Origin of the sequence: Enterococcus sp. AZ048, assembly GCF_051715125.1 — a bacterium.
GTDB classification, from domain to species: domain Bacteria; phylum Bacillota; class Bacilli; order Lactobacillales; family Enterococcaceae; genus Enterococcus_A; species Enterococcus_A gilvus.
The window spans coordinates 1883880-1905150 of sequence record NZ_JBIOTD010000001.1 but is presented as its reverse complement, the minus strand read 5'-3'; the positions used below and the strand labels follow the sequence as shown (position 1 = coordinate 1905150).

25 protein-coding genes are annotated in these 21271 nt (G+C 42.5%); 24 read left to right on the top strand and 1 reads right to left on the bottom strand.

The window, feature by feature from the left end:
* Positions 1-151 precede the first annotated feature (151 nt).
* From tnpA to IGI66_RS09335, 24 genes are all read left to right on the top strand, one after another.
* Entirely contained in the window at positions 152-625 is a 474-nt protein-coding gene (gene tnpA / locus IGI66_RS09450) for an IS200/IS605 family transposase (RefSeq protein ID WP_438848687.1), read from the top strand.
* A gap of 489 nt (positions 626-1114) precedes the next feature.
* The gene (fabT, locus tag IGI66_RS09445) at positions 1115-1555 is read left to right on the top strand and encodes a fatty acid biosynthesis transcriptional regulator FabT (RefSeq protein ID WP_010780301.1); all 441 of its coding nucleotides are present in this window, start codon (positions 1115-1117) and stop codon (positions 1553-1555) included.
* A complete protein-coding gene (locus IGI66_RS09440) occupies positions 1552-2514 on the top strand; it encodes a beta-ketoacyl-ACP synthase III (RefSeq protein WP_438848685.1) in 963 nt (320 codons plus the stop codon). The genes fabT and IGI66_RS09440 overlap by 4 nt, the downstream gene beginning before the upstream one ends.
* Positions 2515-2566: 52 nt before the next feature.
* Entirely contained in the window at positions 2567-2794 is a 228-nt protein-coding gene (locus tag IGI66_RS09435; protein WP_010740399.1) for an acyl carrier protein, read from the top strand.
* 64 nt (positions 2795-2858) lie between these two features.
* Positions 2859-3785 (top strand): ACP S-malonyltransferase, encoded by a 927-nt coding sequence (gene fabD, locus IGI66_RS09430; protein WP_438848682.1) that lies wholly within the window; start codon positions 2859-2861, stop codon positions 3783-3785.
* A 93-nt stretch (positions 3786-3878) separates the two neighbouring features.
* Positions 3879-4610, top strand: coding sequence for a 3-oxoacyl-[acyl-carrier-protein] reductase (fabG, locus tag IGI66_RS09425; protein ID WP_431377703.1), 732 nt, complete (start codon positions 3879-3881; stop codon positions 4608-4610).
* Between the two features lie 17 nt (positions 4611-4627).
* Entirely contained in the window at positions 4628-5854 is a 1227-nt protein-coding gene (gene fabF / locus IGI66_RS09420) for a beta-ketoacyl-ACP synthase II (RefSeq protein WP_086303545.1), read from the top strand.
* 2 nt (positions 5855-5856) lie between these two features.
* A complete protein-coding gene (gene accB / locus IGI66_RS09415; protein ID WP_438848680.1) occupies positions 5857-6330 on the top strand; it encodes an acetyl-CoA carboxylase biotin carboxyl carrier protein in 474 nt (157 codons plus the stop codon).
* Between the two features lie 42 nt (positions 6331-6372).
* Positions 6373-6795, top strand: coding sequence for a 3-hydroxyacyl-ACP dehydratase FabZ (gene fabZ, locus IGI66_RS09410; RefSeq protein ID WP_086303547.1), 423 nt, complete (start codon positions 6373-6375; stop codon positions 6793-6795).
* Positions 6796-6801: 6 nt separating this feature from the next.
* Positions 6802-8166, top strand: a complete 1365-nt coding sequence (locus IGI66_RS09405) for an acetyl-CoA carboxylase biotin carboxylase subunit (RefSeq protein WP_010780308.1) — start codon at positions 6802-6804, stop codon at positions 8164-8166.
* An 11-nt stretch (positions 8167-8177) separates the two neighbouring features.
* Complete coding sequence (gene accD, locus IGI66_RS09400; protein ID WP_010780309.1) at positions 8178-9044, top strand: acetyl-CoA carboxylase, carboxyltransferase subunit beta; 867 nt, start codon at positions 8178-8180, stop codon at positions 9042-9044.
* Positions 9044-9829: an acetyl-CoA carboxylase carboxyl transferase subunit alpha gene (locus IGI66_RS09395; RefSeq protein ID WP_010780310.1), complete on the top strand. Its 786-nt coding sequence runs from the start codon at positions 9044-9046 to the stop codon at positions 9827-9829. The genes accD and IGI66_RS09395 overlap by 1 nt, the downstream gene beginning before the upstream one ends.
* A 250-nt stretch (positions 9830-10079) precedes the next feature.
* Positions 10080-10919 carry a transporter substrate-binding domain-containing protein gene (locus IGI66_RS09390; RefSeq protein ID WP_114524650.1) on the top strand — a complete coding sequence of 280 codons (840 nt, stop codon included), beginning with the start codon at positions 10080-10082 and terminating at the stop codon, positions 10917-10919.
* Positions 10920-10931: 12 nt separating this feature from the next.
* Positions 10932-11621 carry an amino acid ABC transporter permease gene (locus IGI66_RS09385; protein ID WP_010780313.1) on the top strand — a complete coding sequence of 230 codons (690 nt, stop codon included), beginning with the start codon at positions 10932-10934 and terminating at the stop codon, positions 11619-11621.
* 18 nt (positions 11622-11639) lie between these two features.
* Positions 11640-12374, top strand: a complete 735-nt coding sequence (locus IGI66_RS09380; protein ID WP_086303550.1) for an amino acid ABC transporter ATP-binding protein — start codon at positions 11640-11642, stop codon at positions 12372-12374.
* A gap of 143 nt (positions 12375-12517) precedes the next feature.
* Positions 12518-13042, top strand: a complete 525-nt coding sequence (locus IGI66_RS09375) for a YqeG family HAD IIIA-type phosphatase (RefSeq protein ID WP_010780315.1) — start codon at positions 12518-12520, stop codon at positions 13040-13042.
* Positions 13043-14152: a ribosome biogenesis GTPase YqeH gene (yqeH, locus tag IGI66_RS09370; RefSeq protein ID WP_086303551.1), complete on the top strand. Its 1110-nt coding sequence runs from the start codon at positions 13043-13045 to the stop codon at positions 14150-14152. It abuts the gene before it with no gap.
* Between the two features lie 30 nt (positions 14153-14182).
* On the top strand, positions 14183-14494 hold the full coding sequence (gene yhbY, locus IGI66_RS09365; protein WP_010780317.1) for a ribosome assembly RNA-binding protein YhbY: 312 nt from the start codon (positions 14183-14185) through the stop codon (positions 14492-14494).
* 72 nt (positions 14495-14566) lie between these two features.
* A complete protein-coding gene (locus IGI66_RS09360; RefSeq protein WP_044926531.1) occupies positions 14567-15163 on the top strand; it encodes a nicotinate-nucleotide adenylyltransferase in 597 nt (198 codons plus the stop codon).
* Complete coding sequence (gene yqeK / locus IGI66_RS09355) at positions 15153-15749, top strand: bis(5'-nucleosyl)-tetraphosphatase (symmetrical) YqeK (protein WP_438848675.1); 597 nt, start codon at positions 15153-15155, stop codon at positions 15747-15749. Before IGI66_RS09360 ends, yqeK begins: the two co-directional genes overlap by 11 nt.
* Before the next feature lie 39 nt (positions 15750-15788).
* The gene (gene rsfS, locus IGI66_RS09350) at positions 15789-16145 is read left to right on the top strand and encodes a ribosome silencing factor (RefSeq protein WP_288226247.1); all 357 of its coding nucleotides are present in this window, start codon (positions 15789-15791) and stop codon (positions 16143-16145) included.
* The gene (locus tag IGI66_RS09345; RefSeq protein WP_086303553.1) at positions 16145-16873 is read left to right on the top strand and encodes a class I SAM-dependent DNA methyltransferase; all 729 of its coding nucleotides are present in this window, start codon (positions 16145-16147) and stop codon (positions 16871-16873) included. Before rsfS ends, IGI66_RS09345 begins: the two co-directional genes overlap by 1 nt.
* Before the next feature lie 87 nt (positions 16874-16960).
* Positions 16961-18100: a nucleotidyltransferase gene (locus IGI66_RS09340; protein WP_438848673.1), complete on the top strand. Its 1140-nt coding sequence runs from the start codon at positions 16961-16963 to the stop codon at positions 18098-18100.
* 72 nt (positions 18101-18172) lie between these two features.
* Entirely contained in the window at positions 18173-18892 is a 720-nt protein-coding gene (locus IGI66_RS09335; protein WP_114524647.1) for a YebC/PmpR family DNA-binding transcriptional regulator, read from the top strand.
* A gap of 47 nt (positions 18893-18939) precedes the next feature.
* On the opposite strand, the gene helD is transcribed toward IGI66_RS09335, so the two are convergent.
* Positions 18940-21222, bottom strand: a complete 2283-nt coding sequence (helD, locus tag IGI66_RS09330) for an RNA polymerase recycling motor HelD (RefSeq protein WP_438848671.1) — start codon at positions 21220-21222, stop codon at positions 18940-18942.
* Between the last annotated feature and the right edge of the window lie 49 nt (positions 21223-21271).

The window sequence follows — 21271 nt, the reverse complement described above, 5'->3', positions numbered from 1 at the left end:
TCCCGCTTATTTTTTTTGTATGTTTTGAAAACCACTTGCTCTGCGAGTGGTTCCGGAGAGCTTCCAGCGTGGTATTAAAAAGACCTCCCAAAATTGATAAACTGATGTTGGTTTCCCGACCGCATCACAATCAAATTTAGGAGGACCCTTTATGAAAAAGGATACTGAAAGTTTAGCACATACAAAATGGAGATGTAAGTATCACATCGTGTTTGCACCGAAATATCGAAGACAAATAATCTATGGAAAATATAAACAAAGTATTGGAGAGATTCTACGAGAATTATGTGACAGAAAAAAAGTAGAAATCTTGGAAGCGAATGCGTGCAAAGATCACATTCATCTGTTAGTTAGTATTCCACCAAAATTAAGCGTGGCACAATTTATCGGGTATTTGAAAGGAAAAAACAGCTTGATGATTTTTGATCGGCATGCAGAACTGAAATATCGGTATGGAAACCGAAAATTTTGGTGTAAGGGATATTTCGTGGATACGGTTGGAAGAAATAAGGCGCAGATAACAGAATATATTCGTAATCAAATACAGGAAGATTATGTAGCAGATCAACTCACATTGTTTGAAGAATATGATCCGTTCACAGGAAAGAAAAACAAAAAGAAGTAACGAGAGATTCTATTAGAATCAGCGAGTAAAAGTGGTGCGAGAGGGAAAGCTTTCAGAAAGCCTTTTAGGCTATGGCAGGTAATAGAGGCTTTCAGCCGCAGAGCAAACCACCCGTTCACACGGGTGGTTTTGATTATTTCGACCAACAAAAAGCATTTTACGAGTGGATGAAGTCTGTAAATTTCGAAGAAGGGGACAATCGGCAAGTGTCGTGTCATTATTTTCGAGCAAAAGAAAATTTTTGAGCAGCCACAGTTAAATGATTGGGCTGATAACAACATTTCTTGGAAAAGGAAAATTGATTAAGGACCTTTTTTTGAAAATATGATTTGATTATCAAAGTATTTCTGTTATTATTCAAGAATCGAAGCCCCCTAGTGATAATCATTAATTTTTGATTAACTGAAAAAATGTAGTTGCATTCAGAAAAAAAATAAGATATAGTTTGAACATCAAATGATTTGATAATCAAACTAATTAGGTGAGGACATGGAAAAAAACTGGGAAGAATTAAATACCTATTTAGTTTCTATTTTCAACGACGTTTTGTCGATTGAAGAAAACGAACTAAAAAAATCAAAATTCAGCGATTTGACGATTACAGAGATGCACACCATCGATGCGATCGGGATGTACAAAAAAAAGACGACGACGGAAGTTGCTAGAGAACTGTTAGTTACCGTTGGAACGTTAACGACATCCATCAATCGTTTAGTGAAAAAGGGCTATGTAGAACGGATTCGGAGCGAGGATGATCGTCGAGTCGTTAAACTGGGTTTGACGAAAACGGGACGCTTAGTCTTTCGAGTTCATCAACACTTTCACTTGGAGATGGTGAAAAGTGCCATCAAAGACTTGAATACAGAAGAGCAAGAAGTTTTTCGAAAAGCTCTAGCGAATCTATATAGTTATTTAGAGGAGATCAAATGAGTATGAGCTTCGGAAAGATCATTGCAACAGCACGCTACTTACCTGAAAGAGTCGTTACCAATGATGACTTAGCTGAATGGATGGAAACGTCTGATGAATGGATTCAATCGAGAACGGGAATCAAACAACGGCATATAGCGGAAGTAGAAAATACTTCTGATATGTGCGCGCAAGTTGCGAAGAAACTGATCAGCAAGACAACGATCGATCCAATGAGTTTGGATTTCATTATTGTTGCGACGATGTCTCCTGACTATACTTCGCCCTCGGTCGCTTGTCAGGTCCAAGGACAGATCGGGGCAAAGCAGGCGATGGCGTTTGATGTAACTGCTGCCTGTGCAGGTTTTGTATACGCGGTAGCAACTGCCGAAAATTTTATTCGCGGTGGGATGAAGCGGGGAATCGTTATTGGCGGAGAAAAGATTTCTAAGCTGTTAGATTGGCAAGATCGTTCATCCGCTGTTCTTTTCGGTGATGGCGCTGCCGGTATTTTACTTGAGGCAAATGAAGAACCTTCTATTATAAAGCAGATGCTGCGGTCAGATGGTGAACGTGCCAGTTCTTTGACTTCAGGCTTCCGTAAAAACAGTAATATTTTCCATGAAGAACCAGAAACGAATACGGCCTTGGCAATGGACGGCCGCGGTATCTGGAATTTCGCACTAAACGACGTCACCAAAAGTTTGAAAGAATTTATCGGTGACGAGTCAGTTGATTATTATTTGCTGCATCAAGCAAACAAACGAATCATTGAGAAAATCGCTCGTAAAATGAACGCGCCGATTGAAAAGTTCCCTATGAATTTAATGAATTATGGGAATACTTCAGCGGCGAGCATCCCAATTTTATTGGATGAACTCGTTGAAGCAAATGTATTATCTTTAAACAGCAATCAAAAAGTGGTATTGACAGGCTACGGCGGCGGATTATCGTGGGGCAACCTGCTTATCCAGCTATAAGCTTGTTAAAAATATAAAAATCAAAACTTAAAATTATCGGAGGAAACAACTTATGACATTCGAAAAAATTCAAGACATCATCGTAGAAGAGCTAGGAGTAGAAAAAGAAGCAGTTAAAATGGAAACAAACATCCAAGAAGATCTTGAAGCGGACAGCTTGGACCTATTCCAAATTATCAATGAAATCGAAGACGAATTTGATGTGAAGATCGAAACAGAAGATGGCATCACAACTGTTAAAGATTTAGTTGAATACGTTGAAAAACAACAAAACGCTTAATAAATAAAATTCTGGGAAAAGGCTAGGCGTGAGGCCTGGCCTTTCCTGTTATTAGGAGACGATCATGAAAACAGCATTCTTGTTCAGCGGGCAGGGCGCTCAATATGTCGGAATGGGCAAAGAGTTGTACCAGCAAGAAAAAGTCGTAAAAGAAACATTTGAAGAAGCCAGTGATTTACTTGGTTTTTCGATGGAGGAGCTATGCTTCGAAGATAACGACCAGATCAATGAAACAAAATTTACTCAGCCAGCTATACTGACTGTCAGTACAGCTTTTTTACGAGTGTTGACTGAGAAAGGGTTTCAAGCAGATGTAGTCGCAGGATTGAGTTTAGGTGAATATACAGCGTTGGTCGCCTCGGGTGCTTTGACATTTGAAGATGCGGTACAACTGGTTCACAAACGCGGACAATTCATGAGTGAGGCTGCGCCAACAGGCAGCGGGAAAATGGTAGCAGTAATGAATACTGCGTCAGAAGTAATTGAAGAGTGCTGTAGAGAAGCTTCTTCTATCGGAATTGTTTCACCAGCAAACTATAATACTCCGCAACAAATCGTAATTGGCGGTGAAGTCGCCGCAGTTGAAAAAGCGGAAGAATTATTGCAAGCGGCTGGAACAAAACGCATGATCCCACTAAACGTTAGCGGCCCGTTTCACACAGCCTTGTTAGAGCCAGCGAGTAAGAGACTAAACGAGGTATTGCAAACGATCGTCTTCGGGGAAATGCACCTGCCAGTGATCTCGAATACCACTGCAAAAATAATGCCGCAAGAAGACATTGTCTCTTTGTTGACGAGACAAGTGATGTCTCCTGTCCGTTTTAGCGACAGCGTTGTAACGATGAAGGAGCTAGGTATCTCAAGAGCGGTGGAGATTGGGCCAGGAAAAACATTGTCTGGATTCATTAAAAAAATCGATCGTTCATTGGCAACTAGTCGGGTAGAAGACGAGAAAACCTTACAGGCTACGATCGACTTCTTAGGACAATAGCGCCACTTCATTCTTTGGCGAAGGCAATAGAAGCGACAGAAATTTAAACATCCAGATACGAATAAATTTCTAACTACGACATGGGAGGTTCGAATGGAACTTACGAATAAAACAGTGTTTATCACCGGCAGTAGCCGGGGGATCGGCTGGGGAATTGCGAAAGCATTTGCTCAAGCAGGCGCAAATATCGTATTGAATGGACGAAAAGAGATCCCTGCGGAAAAAATCGCGGAGATCGAAGCCTTCAACGTGAAATGTATCAGTATTTGCGGAGATATCAGCTCCTTTGAGGATGCTGGTCACATGATCAAGGAATGCGAAGAAACGCTAGGTACGATCGATATTTTGATCAATAATGCGGGCATCACAAAGGACCAATTGCTTTTACGTATGAAGCCTGAGGATTTTGATGCCGTTATGGATATTAATCTGAAGGGGACCTTCAACATGACGCAGCAAGTATTGAAAAAAATGATGAAGAAACGTGCAGGCGCGATCATCAATCTTTCAAGTGTCGTTGGCTTGATCGGGAATGTTGGACAATGCAATTACGCGGCGAGTAAAGCAGGTGTTCTCGGCTTCACGAAAGCTGTAGCCAGAGAAGTCGCGCCTCGCGGCATTACCTGTAATGCTATTGCTCCTGGATTTATCAAAACAGATATGACAAATGAATTGAACGATAAAGTAAAAGAACAAATGGAAGGACAAATTCCGCTAAAAAGCTTCGGGACGGTAGAAGATGTTGCCAATGCAGCCCTATTTCTAGCTCAAAGCGAATACATCACGGGACAGGTATTGAACGTTGATGGCGGAATGGTCATGTAAAGAAAGGACGGATGAAAATGAATCGTGTCGTAATTACAGGCTTTGGTGTTGCTTCACCAATCGGGAACGATGAAGAAACATTTTTAACTAATCTAAAAGAAGGAAATCATGGGTTTGGCCCAATCACCCGTTTTGATGCAAGTGAAACAGGGATTACAGTCGCCGCAGAAGTAAAAGAGTTTCCTTTAGAAAAATATTTTGTCAAAAAAGATACAAAGAGAATGGAAACTTATTCCTTATATGCTATTTATTCTGCGCTGGAAGCATTGAAGATGAGCGGTATCAACACGGACGAAGAGGATATGGAGCGCTTTGGCGTAATGATCGGATCAGGTGTTGGCGGTCTCGGATCAATCCAGGATCAAGTACTCAAAATGGATGCTAAAGGTCCCGGACGTGTATCGCCAATGTTCGTACCGTTAGCTATTGTAAATATGGCAGCCGGAAATGTTGCTTTACGGATCGGGGCAAAAGGTATTTGTACCAGTACTGTGACAGCCTGCGCAAGCGGCACGCATTCGATCGGGGAAGCCTTCCGAAATATCAAGCACGGATATTCTGATGTGATCATTGCTGGTGGTGCGGAATCTTGTATCAATAAAATTGGTATTTCTGGGTTTGCTTCATTAACTGCCTTGAGTACCTCCGAAGATCCAGCACGAGCATCGATCCCATTCGATAAAGACCGCAATGGATTTGTTATGGGTGAGGGAGCCGGTGTCCTAGTTTTAGAATCCTTGGAGCACGCTCAAAATCGCGGTGCTGAAATTCTTGGAGAAGTCGTTGGATACGGCGCAACCTGTGACGCGTACCATATGACTGCACCTTCTCCAGATGGCGAAGGCGCGGCACGAGCAATCAAAGAAGCAATCAAAGAAGCAGGAATTACTCCTGATGAAGTCAACTATGTAAATGCGCATGGCACTAGTACACAAGCAAATGACAAAGCGGAAAGCAAAGCGATCGAATCGGCATTGACTGAGAATGCATTTGTCAGCAGTACGAAGTCATTGACCGGGCACTTACTTGGTGGAGCCGGCGGTGTAGAAGCTGTCGCGTCATTAATGGCTATTCAGCACCAATTTATTCCGCCAACCGCGAATATCCAAGAAGTAGATCCAGAAATCAAAGCAAATGTTGTTGTGAATGAAGCAAAAGAGACAGCAGTCAATTACGCTGTAAGTAACTCTCTCGGTTTCGGCGGTCACAATGCTGTGATTTGCTTGAAGCGCTGGGAGGATTAAGAATGGAAATCAAAGAAGTCAAAGAACTAATGAGTCAATTCAACGATTCGAGCCTCACTGAATTCGATTTACGTGAAGGCAGTTTTGAATTGTATATGAATAAAAATCAAACAAGTCGCCAAGTTTCAGCGCCTGTACAAAAAGAAGAGCAGCCAGCAGAGACCGTCGCTGCCCCTTCTAACCAGACAACAGCTGAACCTACAGCATCAGAAAGTGCCGCAACTGCTGAAAGTAAAAGCAGCGGACAAGTTATCACTTCCCCCATTGTAGGGATCGTTTACTTGCAGCCTTCGCCAGAACAAGAAGCATTTAAATCTGTTGGAGAATCGGTAAGTCAAGGGGACACTGTCTGCATCATTGAAGCGATGAAGCTGTTGAATGAGATCACCAGTGAATTCGATGGGACGATCACCGAGATCTTGGTGGAAAATGAAGACGTTGTTGAATATGGACAGCCTTTGTTCCGCATCGGCTAAAAAAGGTAAAACGACAAGTATGAAGAAACGAGGAGGAACGACATGTTAACAGTTGAAGAAATCAAAGAGATTATTCCGCATCGTTACCCGATGCTATTGATCGATCGTGTAGAGGAATTAGAAGCAGGGAAAAGCATCAAAGCGAAGAAAAACGTTTCTGTGAACGAACCCTTTTTCCAAGGACACTTTCCTCATGAACCTGTGATGCCCGGTGTTCTAATCGTGGAAGCGATGGCTCAAGCAGGTGCAGTTGCTTTATTGTCAATGGATGAATTTAAAGGGAAAACGGCTTATTTTGGCGGAATTGATAAAGCAAAATTCCGTAAGAAAGTGGTCCCAGGAGATACCTTGGTTTTAGAAGTAGAATTAACAAAAGTACGTTCGGCAGCAGGCTGCGGAAAAGGCATCGCATATGTCGATGGCAAAAAAGTAGCCGAGGCAGAGCTAACGTTTATGATTGGATAGAGGCCTATGTTTTCAAAAATTTTAATCGCTAATCGAGGCGAAATCGCTGTACGGATCATTCGTGCCTGTCGTGAATTAGGAATCCAGACAGTCGCTGTATACTCCGAGGCGGATAAAGAAGCGTTACACACAGAAATGGCCGATGAAGCGATTTGTATCGGACCTGCTCGTTCAAGTGAATCCTACTTAAATATGCAAGGCATCCTAAGTGCTGCGATCGTGACAAATGCAGAGGCGATCCATCCGGGTTTCGGCTTTTTATCTGAAAATAGTTTGTTTGCGACAATGTGTGAAGAATGCAACATCAAATTTATTGGTCCTAGTGAAAAAACAATTGATGCGATGGGAAACAAGATCCACGCACGTCAATTGATGCAAAAAGCAGGTGTTCCTGTTATTCCAGGCAGCGACGGCTCGATCGATAGTTTGGAAGAAGCCGAAAAACTAGCTGAAGAAATTGGCTACCCGGTGATGCTGAAGGCAGCGGCTGGCGGCGGCGGAAAAGGGATTCGTAAAGTTCCGACAAAGAGTGAATTAGAAAAGCACTTTTTATCAGCCAAGTCAGAAGCAAAAGCGGCTTTTGGTGATGATTCGATGTACATGGAAAAAATCATTTATCCAGCACGTCATATTGAAGTACAGATTTTAGGGGATCAGCAAGGCAATGTCATTCATTTAGGAGAACGAGACTGTTCCTTGCAGCGAAACAATCAAAAGGTTTTGGAAGAGGCGCCTTCAGTCGTTATCGGTGAGGAAAATCGGAAGATGCTCGGAGATATCGCTGTCAAAGCCGGAAAAGCGGTTAACTATGAAAGTGCAGGGACGATTGAATTTCTTCGAGACGAAGAGGGTCATTTCTACTTTATGGAGATGAACACGCGGATTCAAGTTGAGCATCCGATCACTGAAATGGTAACGGGCATTGATATTGTAAAAAAACAAATCAAAATTGCAGCAGGGGAACCGTTAGGACTAGAACAATCGGATGTTACCTTCCATGGACATTCAATCGAATGCCGAATCAACGCAGAAAATCCGGCGTTTAACTTTGCTCCTTCGCCCGGTAAAATCAAAACGCTGTTATTGCCTAGTGGTGGTTTAGGGTTGAGAGTAGATAGCGCGATGTATAGCGGTGTATCCATTCCGCCATACTACGATTCCATGATCGCGAAAATCATCGTGCACGGCGACGATCGCTTTGATGCCTTGATGAAGATGCAACGCGCACTAGGAGAATTCGTGTCAGATGGCGTTATCACGAATGTGGAGTTCCAAATGGATCTGATCAGCCATCCAAGTGTACTTTTTGGCGATTATGATACCAGCTTTTTACAAAAAACATTTTTACCTGAGTGGCAACAAAGCGAGTAGGAGGAATTTAAGTGGGACTTTTTAATAAGAAAAAAAACTACATTCGGATCAATCCTAACCGCGACACTATGCCAGCAACGAAACCTGCTGTACCAGACGATATGTGGGCGAAATGTCCAAATTGTAAACGTACATTGTATAAAAAAGAAATCGGTGCTGAAAAAGTTTGTCCTCATTGCGGTTACAGCTTTCGCATAAGCGCATGGGAACGATTAGCATTGACGATCGATGAAAAGAGCTTTGTTGATTGGGACAATCAATTGGAACAAAAAAATCCGATTGATTTTCCTGATTATTTGACCAAAATCGACAATATGAAAGAAAAGACCGGCCTTGATGAAGCGGTCTTAACTGGAAAAGCGACGATCAATGGTCAAGAAGTGGCGATCGGTGTCATGGATGCAAATTTCATCATGGGCAGTATGGGAACAGTGGTTGGCGAAAAAATCACTCGCCTTTTTGAAAAGGCAGTTGTTGAAAAATTGCCCGTCGTCCTTTTTACTGCTTCGGGAGGCGCTCGAATGCAAGAGGGGATCTTCTCACTGATGCAAATGGCAAAAATCTCGGCGGCAGTGAAGCGTCACAGTAATGCCGGATTGCTCTACATTACGGTATTGACAGATCCGACGACTGGCGGTGTTACTGCCAGCTTTGCGATGGAAGGCGACATTATTTTAGCTGAACCGCAAACGTTGGTAGGATTCGCTGGTAGACGAGTAATCGAACAGACGATTCGTCAACAATTGCCAGAGGATTTTCAAAAAGCAGAATTTCTTTTGCAACATGGATTTATAGATCAAATCATTCCGAGAATGATGCTGAAAGATCGTTTGTCGGAATTCGTCGCATTTCATCAAGAGAAAGGCTGGTGTGACTAATGGGTCTTACTGCTGGAGAGATTGTTAAACTGGCGAGGCACCAAGATCGGTTGACCAGTCTGGATTATTTTGAGAAAATTTTTACCGACTTTCAAGAACTGCACGGCGATCGTCTCTTTGGTGATGATCCTGCCATCATTGGAGGAATTGCCAAACTTGCAGGCAAGCCGGTAACCGTCATTGGTATTCAAAAGGGAAATGATTTGAAAGAAAATATGGCGCGTAATTTTGGTCAACCTAATCCTGAGGGCTATCGCAAGGCACTGCGGTTAATGAAGCAAGCGGAGAAATTCAAACGTCCCGTGATTTGTTTCGTAAATACACCGGGGGCATTCTGCGGCGTGGAAGCTGAAGAACGTGGAGAAGGCGAGGCCATCGCCCGAAACCTGATGGAAATGTCCGATTTAAAGGTTCCGATCATTTCGATCGTCACCGGAGAAGGTGGCAGCGGCGGCGCATTAGCGTTGGCGTTAGCGGATGAGGTTTGGATGATGGAATATAGTATCTACGCGATTCTTTCGCCAGAGGGCTTTGCTTCGATTCTTTGGAAAGATGGCAAGCGCGCAGATGAAGCGGCGGAACTAATGAAGATAACCGCCGCTGAATTATTGGACCTGGCTGTCATTGACCGCGTGATTCCTGAAACGTTGAAAGGAAACAAACTCAGCGAAGAAAAAATCATCCGTATGATGAAGAAGTCATTGATTGAAAAAATCACAGAGCTTTCGAGCTATACGACAGAAGAATTAATTGAAAAACGATACCAGCGTTTCCGTAAATTTTAAGGTGTGCGCAGAAATAAAAAGTCAGAAATTTGATCCCCGTGATCAGATTTTCTGGCTTTTTATTGTTCAAAGTCAGTGACAGAGAAGTGTCTGCTGGAAATATTTATTCATGCTATCGTGAATATATACATAAAAAAGGACCTTATTCAAAGATAATTTAATATTTATACAATAAAATGCTTGTTTTATGAAAATTTCATGCTATAATAAATTCATTGAAAAAACCATTCAAAAAATAGGAGGAATTAGGATGAAAAAGATTACCGGCTTAGTAATGGCATTATCAGCACTATTTATTTTTGCAGCATGCGGCGGAGGTGGCAATAACACTTCAGACTCGTCTAATGCGAAATCAGAGGATCAGTTAGCAGCAATCAAAAAAGCAGGCGTGCTAAAAGTTGCGACGTCAGCAGACTACGCGCCTTTTGAATTCCATACAATGGTAGATGGAAAAGATAAGATCGTCGGTGCAGATATCGATTTGGTCAATGAAGTAGCTAAAGAATTAGGCGTTAAAGCGGAAGTTTCAGATATGAGCTTTAATACAGTTTTAGCATCCTTGAAAGAAGGCAAATCAGACATCGCGATTTCCGCGATTTCTGCGACAGAAGAACGGAAAAAACAATTCGACTTCACAGATAACTATTACAATCCACCACAAGTTGTGATTATCAATAAAAAGAATCAAGATAAATTGACAAGCTTAGATGCATTGAAAGACAAAAATGTCGGTGCACAAAAAGGGTCGATTCAAGAAGATGTTGTAAAAACACAAATCAAAGACGCAAAATTGGTCTCAATCGAAAAAGTTCCAAACATGGTTATTGAAGTAAACAGCGGATCATTAGATGCGATGGTCGTTGAAAAAACGATTGCTGAATCGTATGTACAGCAAAATCCTGATTTAATGATTGCGAATATTGATTTGAAGGCCAATGAAGATGAAGCCTTCGCGATCGCTTTGCCAAAAGGCAGTGACGAATTGCAAACCGAAATCAATAAGATCATTAAAAAATTAAATGACGAAGGCAAAATTGATGAGTATGTGAAACAAAATCATGAATTAGCCGAAAAATCAGCAGAAGAATAGAGGGAACATGTTTTGGACTTTTCTTTCTTGAGTAAATATTTATCGTACTTTGTTTCAGGAGCGAGCATCACGGTTATTATCTCACTGGCGACTGTCTGTCTGGGTACACTGATCGGACTGGCAATGGCTTTGCTGAAGCTTTCTAAACACAAACCATTGAATTGGTTTGCGAACATTTACATTGAAGTGCTTCGCGGCACACCTATGTTGTTGCAGATTACGATCGGATTTTTGATTTTACAAGGCTTTTTCCCATCGAATGATTTAAATGTTGGGGTCTTGTCTGTCAGCATCAATCGTTTGTTCCCGGGAATGATCGTACTTTCCTTGAACTCTGGGGCTTACGTTGCAGAGATTATCCGTGGGGGGATCACAGCAGTGAACTTTGGGCAAACAGAAGCTGCTCATTCACTAGGGTTACGCCCTGCGCAAACCATGCGGTATGTGATTTTACCGCAAGCTTTGAGAAACATTTTGCCGCCTTTAGGCAACGAATTTATCACGTTGATCAAGGATTCTTCTTTGCTTGCCACGATCGGGATCAACGAATTGATGGGTTCTGCGCAAATCGTGGTATCAAATTCCTATATTCCTTTAGAACCGCTGATCGTCGCAGCCGCATTGTATTTCGTGATGACCTTCATCACGTCTCGACTGCTTAATCTGTGGGAAAGAAAACTTGGAAAAGGTTATCAACGATAAGGAGTAGGGGTGAAAATAATGGCAGAAGCATTGATTCAAATTGAACATTTAAATAAGAAATTTGGCGATAACGAGGTATTGAAAGACATTTCCGCAGAGATTACGCCCGGAGAAGTCGTTGTCATCATTGGACCATCTGGTTCAGGAAAAAGTACGTTTTTACGTTGCGTCAATTTATTAGAAGTTCCTACATCCGGTACGATTCGGTTTGAAGGAACGGATATTACAGATAAGAAAAATGATATTTTCAAAACACGTGAAAAAATGGGAATGGTGTTCCAGCAATTTAACCTTTTTCCCAATATGACGGTCTTGGACAATATCACATTGTCGCCGATCAAGGTAAAGGGCTTGGCAAAAGCGGAAGCGGAAAAAATCGCAAAGGAATTGCTTGAAAAGGTCGGTTTGTCTGAAAAGGCGGATGCATACCCTCATTCTTTATCAGGGGGGCAGCAGCAGCGGATCGCTATCGCAAGAGCTTTGGCGATGCAACCGGACGTGATGCTGTTTGATGAACCAACATCAGCACTTGATCCTGAAATGGTCGGGGATGTTTTAGAAGTGATGCAGCAATTGGCAAAAGAAGGCATGACCATGATGATCGTGACACACGAGATGGGGTTCGCTAAAGAAGTTGGCGACCGCGTGATCTTTATGGATGGCGGAGTGATCGTTGAGGAAGGCACGCCAGAAGAAGTGTTTGACCATACTCAAAATTCTCGCACCATCGACTTTTTATCAAAAGTATTATAAAATTCTTGAGACTAGGCGGAGAAAGCCTAGTCTTTTTTTAAACCTTTGTACCCAAATGTAGAGTTTTCAACGTATTTGCGTTATAATCAGGTTTTGTAGATGTATAAAACAAAGATATGCAAAATAAGGATATAGGAGTTGCCATGTTAGACAAATACAAACCTACGTGGATGGTCGAAGCCATTTATCAAATAACCCCAGAACAATTAAAGGCACATGGATTCAAAGCCGTACTGACAGATCTAGATAACACGTTGATCGCTTGGAACAACCCTAATGGAACAAAAGAGTTGATTGATTGGTTAAAGATGATGGACGAGGCGGGCATCCCTGTCGTTGTTGTTTCAAATAACAAGGCTAGTCGTGTAGCAAAAGCTCTTGAAAGCTTTAAATTGGACTTTGTCTCTCGAGCAATGAAGCCTTTTTCGTTAGGAATTATCAATGCGCAGAAACAATTAGGCGTTTCAAAAGAGGAGATCGTCATGATCGGTGATCAAGTGATGACCGATATTCGCGGAGCAAGTGCAGCGGGTATTCGGAGTATTCTTGTGCGTCCGATCCTCGATACGGATGGCTGGAATACCCGGATCAATCGCTTTTTTGAACGTCGTGTGATGCACATTTTATTACGCAAAGATCCTGAGATGAAATGGAAGAGTGAACTATAAATGGAAGAAGAATTATTTTGTATCGGCTGCGGCGCGAAGATTCAGACAGAACACCCAAATGAATTGGGCTATACACCGCAATCGGCTTTAGAAAAAGGATTGGAAAACGGCGAAGTATACTGCCAACGTTGTTTCCGTCTTCGTCATTACAATGAGATCCAAGATGTTTCGTTAACAGACGATGATTTCTTGCGCTTATTGAATGAACTTGGCAAAGCAGATGCTTTGATTGTTAATGTGGTGGATATTTTTGATTTCAATGGTTCGTTGATACCTGGTCTACATCGATTTGTTGGAGACAATCCTGTCTTATTAGTAGGGAACAAGGTCGATTTGCTGCCTAAATCATTGAAACGCGGAAAATTAACCCAATGGATGCGTGAACGTGCACATGAAGAAGGACTACGCCCTGTCGATATCTTATTGACCAGTGCACGGAAACCAAATGAAATGACGGAGTTGTTAGAGAAAATCGAAGAATACCGCGACGGACGCGATGTGTATGTTGTTGGTGTCACCAATGTTGGAAAGTCTACATTGATCAACCAAATCATCAAGCAAACGGCGGGTGTTCAAGACTTGATCACCACCTCGCAATTTCCGGGTACAACATTGGATAAGATCGAGATTCCGTTGGATGATGGTCAATTTATGTTTGATACACCAGGGATCATCCACCGTCATCAAATGGCCCATTATCTTGGAAAGAAAGACTTGAAGATCATTGCACCCCACAAAGAAATCAAGCCAAAGGTCTATCAGTTGAATGCTGGTCAGACACTGTTTTTAGGTGGTTTGGCTCGTTTTGATTTCATTCAGGGGGATCGTGCGTCTTTCATTACGTATGTTTCCAATGACATTGAACCGCATCGGACAAAGCTGGAGAAGGCTGATGCTTTTTATGAGAAGCATGTAGGCGGCTTGCTGCAACCACCACGTCCTGATGAAGTAGAGGATTTCCCAGCGCTTGTTCGTTTTGAGTTCTCGATCAAAGAAAAAACAGACATTGTTTTTGCTGGGCTAGGCTGGGTCACTGTATCAAAACCAGCAGTAGTTGCCGGCTGGGCGCCAAAAGGGGTCGATGTGCTGACCCGAAAAGCGCTGATTTAAAAAATTATTATCCAATTAAGGGGAGTATCAATGGAATTAAGAGGAAAACAAAAACGGTTTTTACGTAGTCAGGCCCATCACCTACAACCGATTTTCCAAATCGGTAAAAACGGGATCAATGAGGCCGTGATCGTTCAAATCAATGAAGCTTTGGAAAAAAGAGAATTGATCAAAATCAATTTATTGCAAAATACCGATGAGATCGCAGAAGATGTGGCACATGTATTGGAAGAAAAAATCCATTGTGACATCGTTCAGATCATTGGTCGTGTATTGGTTTTATACAAAGCGTCAAGCAAAGAAAAATATCAAAAAATATCAAAAGAGGTTAAAAGTATTTAAGCTTCTTTTTCAGAAAACAAGGGGGAATAACGGGTGTACCAAGATGTCTTAACAATTCCAAAAGTTGAACCAATGACGGATACTACTATGCCGAAAAAGCAGGTAGGACTGTTGGGTGGGAATTTTAATCCGATTCATCACGCGCACTTAATGATCGCGGAGCAGGTCGGGCAAAAGTTGGGATTCGATGAAGTGCATCTGCTACCAAGTTACCTGCCTCCACACGTGGATGAAAAGAAAACGATCGATAGCAAACATCGGTTGGCCATGGTCCAACGTGCGATCGAAGACAATGCTTTTTTGTCGGTTGATACAAGGGAATTGGCACGAAAGGGTAAAAGCTATACGATCGATACAATGCTGGAATTGACAACAGAAAATCCTGACACAGAGTATTATTTTATTATCGGCGGCGATGAGGTAGCGTATTTACCAAAATGGCATCGAATCGAGGAATTGGTGCGGCTTGTGAACTTTGTTGGCGTGAAGCGTGCAGGGTTTGCGTTAGAAAGTCCCTATCCGATTATTTGGGTGGACGTTCCTGAGATTCAGTTGTCGTCGTCGTATATCCGAAAACAAGTAAAACAGGGATGTTCGATTCGTTATCTTGTGCCTGACCGGGTTCGGGAATATATATCGGAAGAAGGATTGTATCTGGATGAAATATAGTAGAACCTATACAGCCATGGAACGGGAAGCATTGATGCAGGCCGTTCAGATGCGAATGAGTGAGCGTCGTTTCCAACATGTATTAGGTGTGGAGGAGACAGCGATTGCTTTAGCAGAGCGTTTCGGAGCTTCACTAGAAAAAGCGAGCATTGCTGCGTTGACCCATGACTATGCAAAAGAACGCTCGGATGAAGAATTTGAATTGGCAATTGATCAAGGAGACTATGAAGAGAAGGCGGAGCTGTTAAAATACGGCAATGCGATCTGGCATGGGCTTGTTGGAGCGGATTTTGTTCGTCAGGAGTTAAAGATCTCCGATGACGAAATTCTGACTGCGATTCGTCTTCATACGACGGGAGCGGCAGAAATGTCTTTGCTGGATAAGATCATCTATGTGGCAGATTATATTGAACCGGGCAGAAATTTTCCCGGGTTCGAAGATGCACGCGTGATCGCATTTAGCGACTTGGATCAAGCTGTTGCATTTGAGACAAAGCACACGTTGGCTCATTTAATTGAGTCAGAAACACCAGTTTATCCCAAAACGATTGAAACCTACAATCGCTGGGTCGCTGGTATACACTAAGTAATTAATGGTTTCGTTTGAATTATAAGGAGGAGAATTATCATAGATAGTAAGAATATGTTAGAAATCGCCGTGAAGGCAGCCGATGCAAAACGTGCGGTTGATATCGTGGCATTGGATGTTTCTCAAGTTTCATTGTTGGCGGATTATTTCTTGATTTGTTCCGCAAATTCTGATCGTCAAATCAATGCGATCGTTGATGAAGTTGTAGACAAGGAAGAAGAAGCGCACGTTGAAGTGAAGCGTGTAGAAGGAAAAGATGGCGGAAAATGGGTCTTGATCGACTTAGGCGATGTGATCGTCCATGTGTTTAGTACGTCAGAGCGTGAATTTTATAATTTAGAAAAATTATGGTCGGATGCACCACTTGAAAACATCGAGGCGTGGTTGGATTAATGGCGTATGAAACCTTTGCTTTTGTTTATGATGAGGTAATGGATGATTCTTTGTATCAGCAATGGTTGGATTTTTCATTGCGCCATTTCCCCGTCGCGACGAATCAAATTTTGGAGCTGGCGTGCGGAACAGGTGCGTTAGCTGTGGAATTTGCTCAAAAGGGTTTTGATGTGACTGGGTTAGACCTATCAGAGGAAATGCTGACATTGGCTAGTGACCGTGGGCTTCAAGCGGGTGTCTCAGTTAATTGGATTGCTGGAGACATGCTAGATCTAACGGATATTGGCGAATATCAAGCAGTCACTTGTTTTTCTGATTCGCTGTGCTACATGCCAGATGCCGTACAGGTCAAGCAGGTATTTGAAGGGGTCTATCAGTTATTGAAAGATTCAGGAACATTTATTTTTGATGTTCATTCTACCCATCAAGTGGATGACGTATTTCCTGAGTATAGCTTTCATGATCAGACAGAGGAATTTGCTTTTCTTTGGGATAGCTATCCGGGGGATTCGAGCCACAGTATTGAGCACTTTTTGACATTCTTTGTAAAAAGAGACGGTGAACTTTTTGAGCGTTTCGATGAATTGCACAAGGAGCGGACGTATCCGCTAGAAACGTACAAAAAAATGTTGACTGAAGTTGGGTTTAAAACAGAAGTCTTTGCAGATTTTACAGATGAAGAACCAAACGAAACAAGCAAACGCTGGTTTTTTGTATGTCAGAAATAACCGAGAGAGATCTCGGTTTTTTTTGACAATTCATTTGATAAAAGGCTGGATCAAAATACGGCTATAGTAAATGAAAGGGGGATGGAGATGCGGAGTTGTGGAATCGTGGTGGAATACAATCCATTTCATAATGGGCATCGGTATCATGCGGAAAAGGCGCGTGAATTGAGCGGAGCAGATGTCGTTGTCGCGGTGATGAGCGGCAATTTTTTGCAGCGGGGCGAACCAGCGATCATGGACAAATGGGCGCGGGCCCAAGCAGCATTGGAAAATGGGGTTGATCTCGTGGTTGAATTGCCGTTTTCTTGGGCGGTTCAGTCTGCGGATTATTTCGCAAAAGGAAGCATCAAGCTATTGCATGCTTTGAAGTGTGATGCATTATGCTTCGGCACAGACAGCGAGTCTGATTTTGATTATGCGGATTATGGTCGGTTCTTTATTGAGGAGAAAGCAAGCATCGATCGATTGTTCCATGAATTGCCGATTGGCTGGAGCTATCCGGAAAAAATGGCGGAAGTCGTTTCGCAGCTGTATCCGAAGGCCAAGAATTTTCCACCTAATCATATCCTCGGATTAAGTTACGCGAAGGAAAATGCGCAATACCCGCAGCCGATGGCGATTTTCCCCTTGGCAAGAAAAGATCAAGGCTACCATGAGGAGACGTTGGTTGAGAACACCTTCGCTAGTGCTACGGGCATTCGACAGGCGGTTTTGGCGGATGAGGACGTCTCTTCCTTTGTCCCCGCGGCCACTTTAGAAGAATTAAAAAAAACACGTATTTCCTGGTCCGATTTTTGGCCGTACTTAGAGTATCAATTGCGGGCCGATTCTTTAGACAGCCTTCGTGGAATCTATCAAATGCGTGAAGGGCTAGAGCATCGTTTAGTTGAGCAAAAAGTAAAAGATTTTTCGGAATACTTGCAGGCCATCAGCACGAAGCGTTACACGCAACCGCGTCTGCAACGCCTATTGACCTACGTTCTGCTGCAAGTCAAAGAAGAAGAAATCCGAGCCGAGCAGGAACGATCCATGCTGCATATCTTGGGCTTTACTGAAAAAGGGCAGGCGTATTTGAATAAAAGAAAAAAAGAATTTTCCTTGCCAGTAGCGGCCAAGATCGGACAGAAAGAGAAAGAGCAGCATTTTTTGACGTATCGAGCGGATCAAGTGTATCAACTGATTCACCCAATGGAACAGACGATCGGGCGATTTCCGATTCGCCTCTAAAAAAAACTTTTCAAAGTGCAGGTGAGTCGTTATAATGAGAAAGTATGAAATTAACGAAAGAGAAGTGAAAACATGGGACGTAAATGGGCGAATATCGTAGCAAAGAAAACTGCGAAGGATGCAAACAACAGTAAAATTTACGCTAAATTTGGAATCGAGATCTACGCGGCAGCAAAATCAGGTGAGCCTGATCCTCACGCCAATCAAAAATTGCGTTTCGTTATTGAACGGGCGAAAACGTACAATGTACCAAAACATATTATTGATCGAGCTATTGAAAAAGCGAAAGGTTCTGGCGATGAAACATTCCAAGAACTCCGTTATGAAGGCTTTGGTCCAAATGGATCAATGGTTATCGTAGATGCGTTGACGAACAACGTGAATCGGACAGCTTCAGATGTACGTGCTGCTTTTGGTAAAAATGGCGGAAACATGGGTGTGTCTGGTGCGGTCGCGTATATGTTCGACAACACGGCTTTGTTTGGTTTTGCCGGCGAAGATGCAGATGAAGTGTTGGAATACTTGATGGACAAAGAAATCGACGTTCGCGATGTTGTAGATGAAGAAGGACAAATCATCGTTTACGGCGAACCTGAAGACTTCAATGCGATTCAAGAAGCGTTAAAGGAAAAAGGCATTTCAGAATTCTCTGTTGCGGAAATGCAAATGATCCCGCAAAGTGAAGTCACCTTGACGGGAGACGACCTAGAGAAATTTGAAAAAATGATCGATGTGTTGGATGAATTGGAAGATGTTCAACAAATTTATCATAACGTTGAATTAGAAGACTAACAAATAGCCGCTTAAATCTTTTTAGATTTAAGCGGCTGTTTTTTTGTTTAGTCTAAAGCTTCTTGTCGATAGAGTGTTTCGGGAATCATTTCTAGTAATGGGCTTCTTTGACCGATAACGAGCAGGTTCAATTCGTGCATGGCCCGCGTGCAGACTGTATATAGGATCAATTTGTCCTGTTCTGTATGGTAATTTTCAGGAGAAATATTCCAAGCAAATACACGGTCAAATTCTAACCCTTTCGCCAAATACGTCGGAATGATGATCAAACTCTTCTTCATGAAGTCTTCCTCATCCGTTAGCAATTGAACCTGTGATTGCTGTTCAGGAGACAACTGATTATACAGATCCTGACATTCCTCCACCGTTTTTGCGATGATGGCGGTTCGCCAATATTTTGCCATCTCTGCGGTTTCCTCGATTTGACGGATCAGGCTATCGACCATTTGTCGGGTTTCATTCGCATAATAAATTTTTGGCAGATCACCGACACGAGCAGTCAATTCCACCCGATTTTCCTGCGTTAAGAACTGATTGGCAAAATGAGTGATTTCTTCAGTGGATCGATAGCTGGTCGTCAATTCAAAATGGGTCAACGCTTGATCTGGGAAAATCTGTCCCAGCGAATGGACCATACTTTCATTTCCGAAAACCTTTTGATTCAAATCCCCACACAAGGTATAGGTTGCTTTTGGATACAGGTGACGCAGTAAGGCGACTTGAGCAGGTGAAAAATCCTGCATCTCATCAATAAAAATAAATCGCGCTTTTTGTTTCACCTCTAAAGGATGGATCGACTTCATCAACAGGAACATTAAGGTGCCGTCTTCCAGGCTAATATCTTTTTTCTTGAAATCTCCCAGTAGTTCCTCGAGCATGGCTGTCCAATTCTCGTGAGTCAACTCGTATTTTTCCAGCAAGTGTTTAGGTACACTTTGTAAAAAATGCAGGTATTGCTTGGCGTAATTCACGAAACCATAACGCGTGATCTGTCTGCGGATCGGACGCATTTTTTTGCGCACGACTTTTTGTGCCATCTGACGGCGCAGGCGGCGCTCGGCTTTTTCAGAATCTTCCATATCAGGATTGTTGACGAACAACGCATCGACTAATTCATCGGCCTCTTTTTTGACCCAGTCTTTTTTCATTTCGTCTTTTTCTAAGCCGCCGATTTTTTTCAAAAGTTTGGTTTGCAAAAGCTGCATCCGTTGATACATCGGCAACTCTGGATTGGCTTCTTGGTACCAGTTGCGAATTTGTTTTTTAGAGATCAAAACCTCTTGTTTTAGTTTGAGATCACGAAATAGCGGACCGAATTCTGTGATTCGTTCGACGTAACGATAAAGTTCCTGAACGACGGCAAAACTGCTTTTTGCGCGGAGAACCCGATCATCCTGACCAGAAAGAAAGACTTCTTCATGACTTTCTTCAGTGTGGATTTGATAGGTAGGAAGCAACGCACTTAAAAAGGTTTTGAAGGTTTCGGTTGGAATCCCGCTTTCACCAAGAGAAGGTAAGACGGTCGAAATATAGTCAGAAAAAATATGGTTTGGAGAAAACAACAGGACTTGTTCGTTGTCTAACCATTTCCGGTTATGGTAAAGCAGGTAAGCGACACGTTGAAGCAGCGCAGATGTTTTTCCGCTGCCGGCGATCCCTTCAACAACTAATACTTTGCTTCTGGTGTCACGAATGATCTCGTTTTGCGAGCGTTGGATCGTCGCTACGATGTTCTTCATATGATTCGAAGAAGCCTCATCTAAAATTTCTAACAGAAAGTCATCATTGATGGCTTCGGAGGTATCGACCATGGAAAGGATTTGCCCTTCCCGAATTTTAAATTGTCGTTTCAATAGTAATTCTATAGGGATAATGGCAACGTGGGCTTCATATTCAGTCTGTCCCAGAGTTCCTTCATAATAAAGGTTGGCAATAGGTGCCCGCCAGTCGATGACCACTGTTTCTTCTTTCGTGTCTCGTAAAGAAGCAATTCCTAAATAAAGTGTTTCTTGTTCCTGATCTTCTTTGAAATCGATTCGCGCGAAGTAGGGATTGTTTCCCATTAATTTCAAAACTTTTTGGCGCTTTTCTTGTGAAGCAAATGTTTGATAGCGAACAAGTAATTCCGCTTCATGCTGTCTTGTTTCGGCCATTGTATCGGCTAATGCTTCGAAAGAGCCGCCTTGAATTCTTTGACCCGCATTTTCTAACATGTCAGAATCAAATTTTGATTTCGTCTCTTTCTTTTGGTTGTCCAAAAAAGCAATTTCTTGTTGGATCAAAGCGCTTGTTTGATGGACGTGCTCTTGTTCATATTCTCTTGCAGTCATTGAGCATCCCCCTTTGTTTTTCCCTCAACTGTTTATAACAGCATAATAG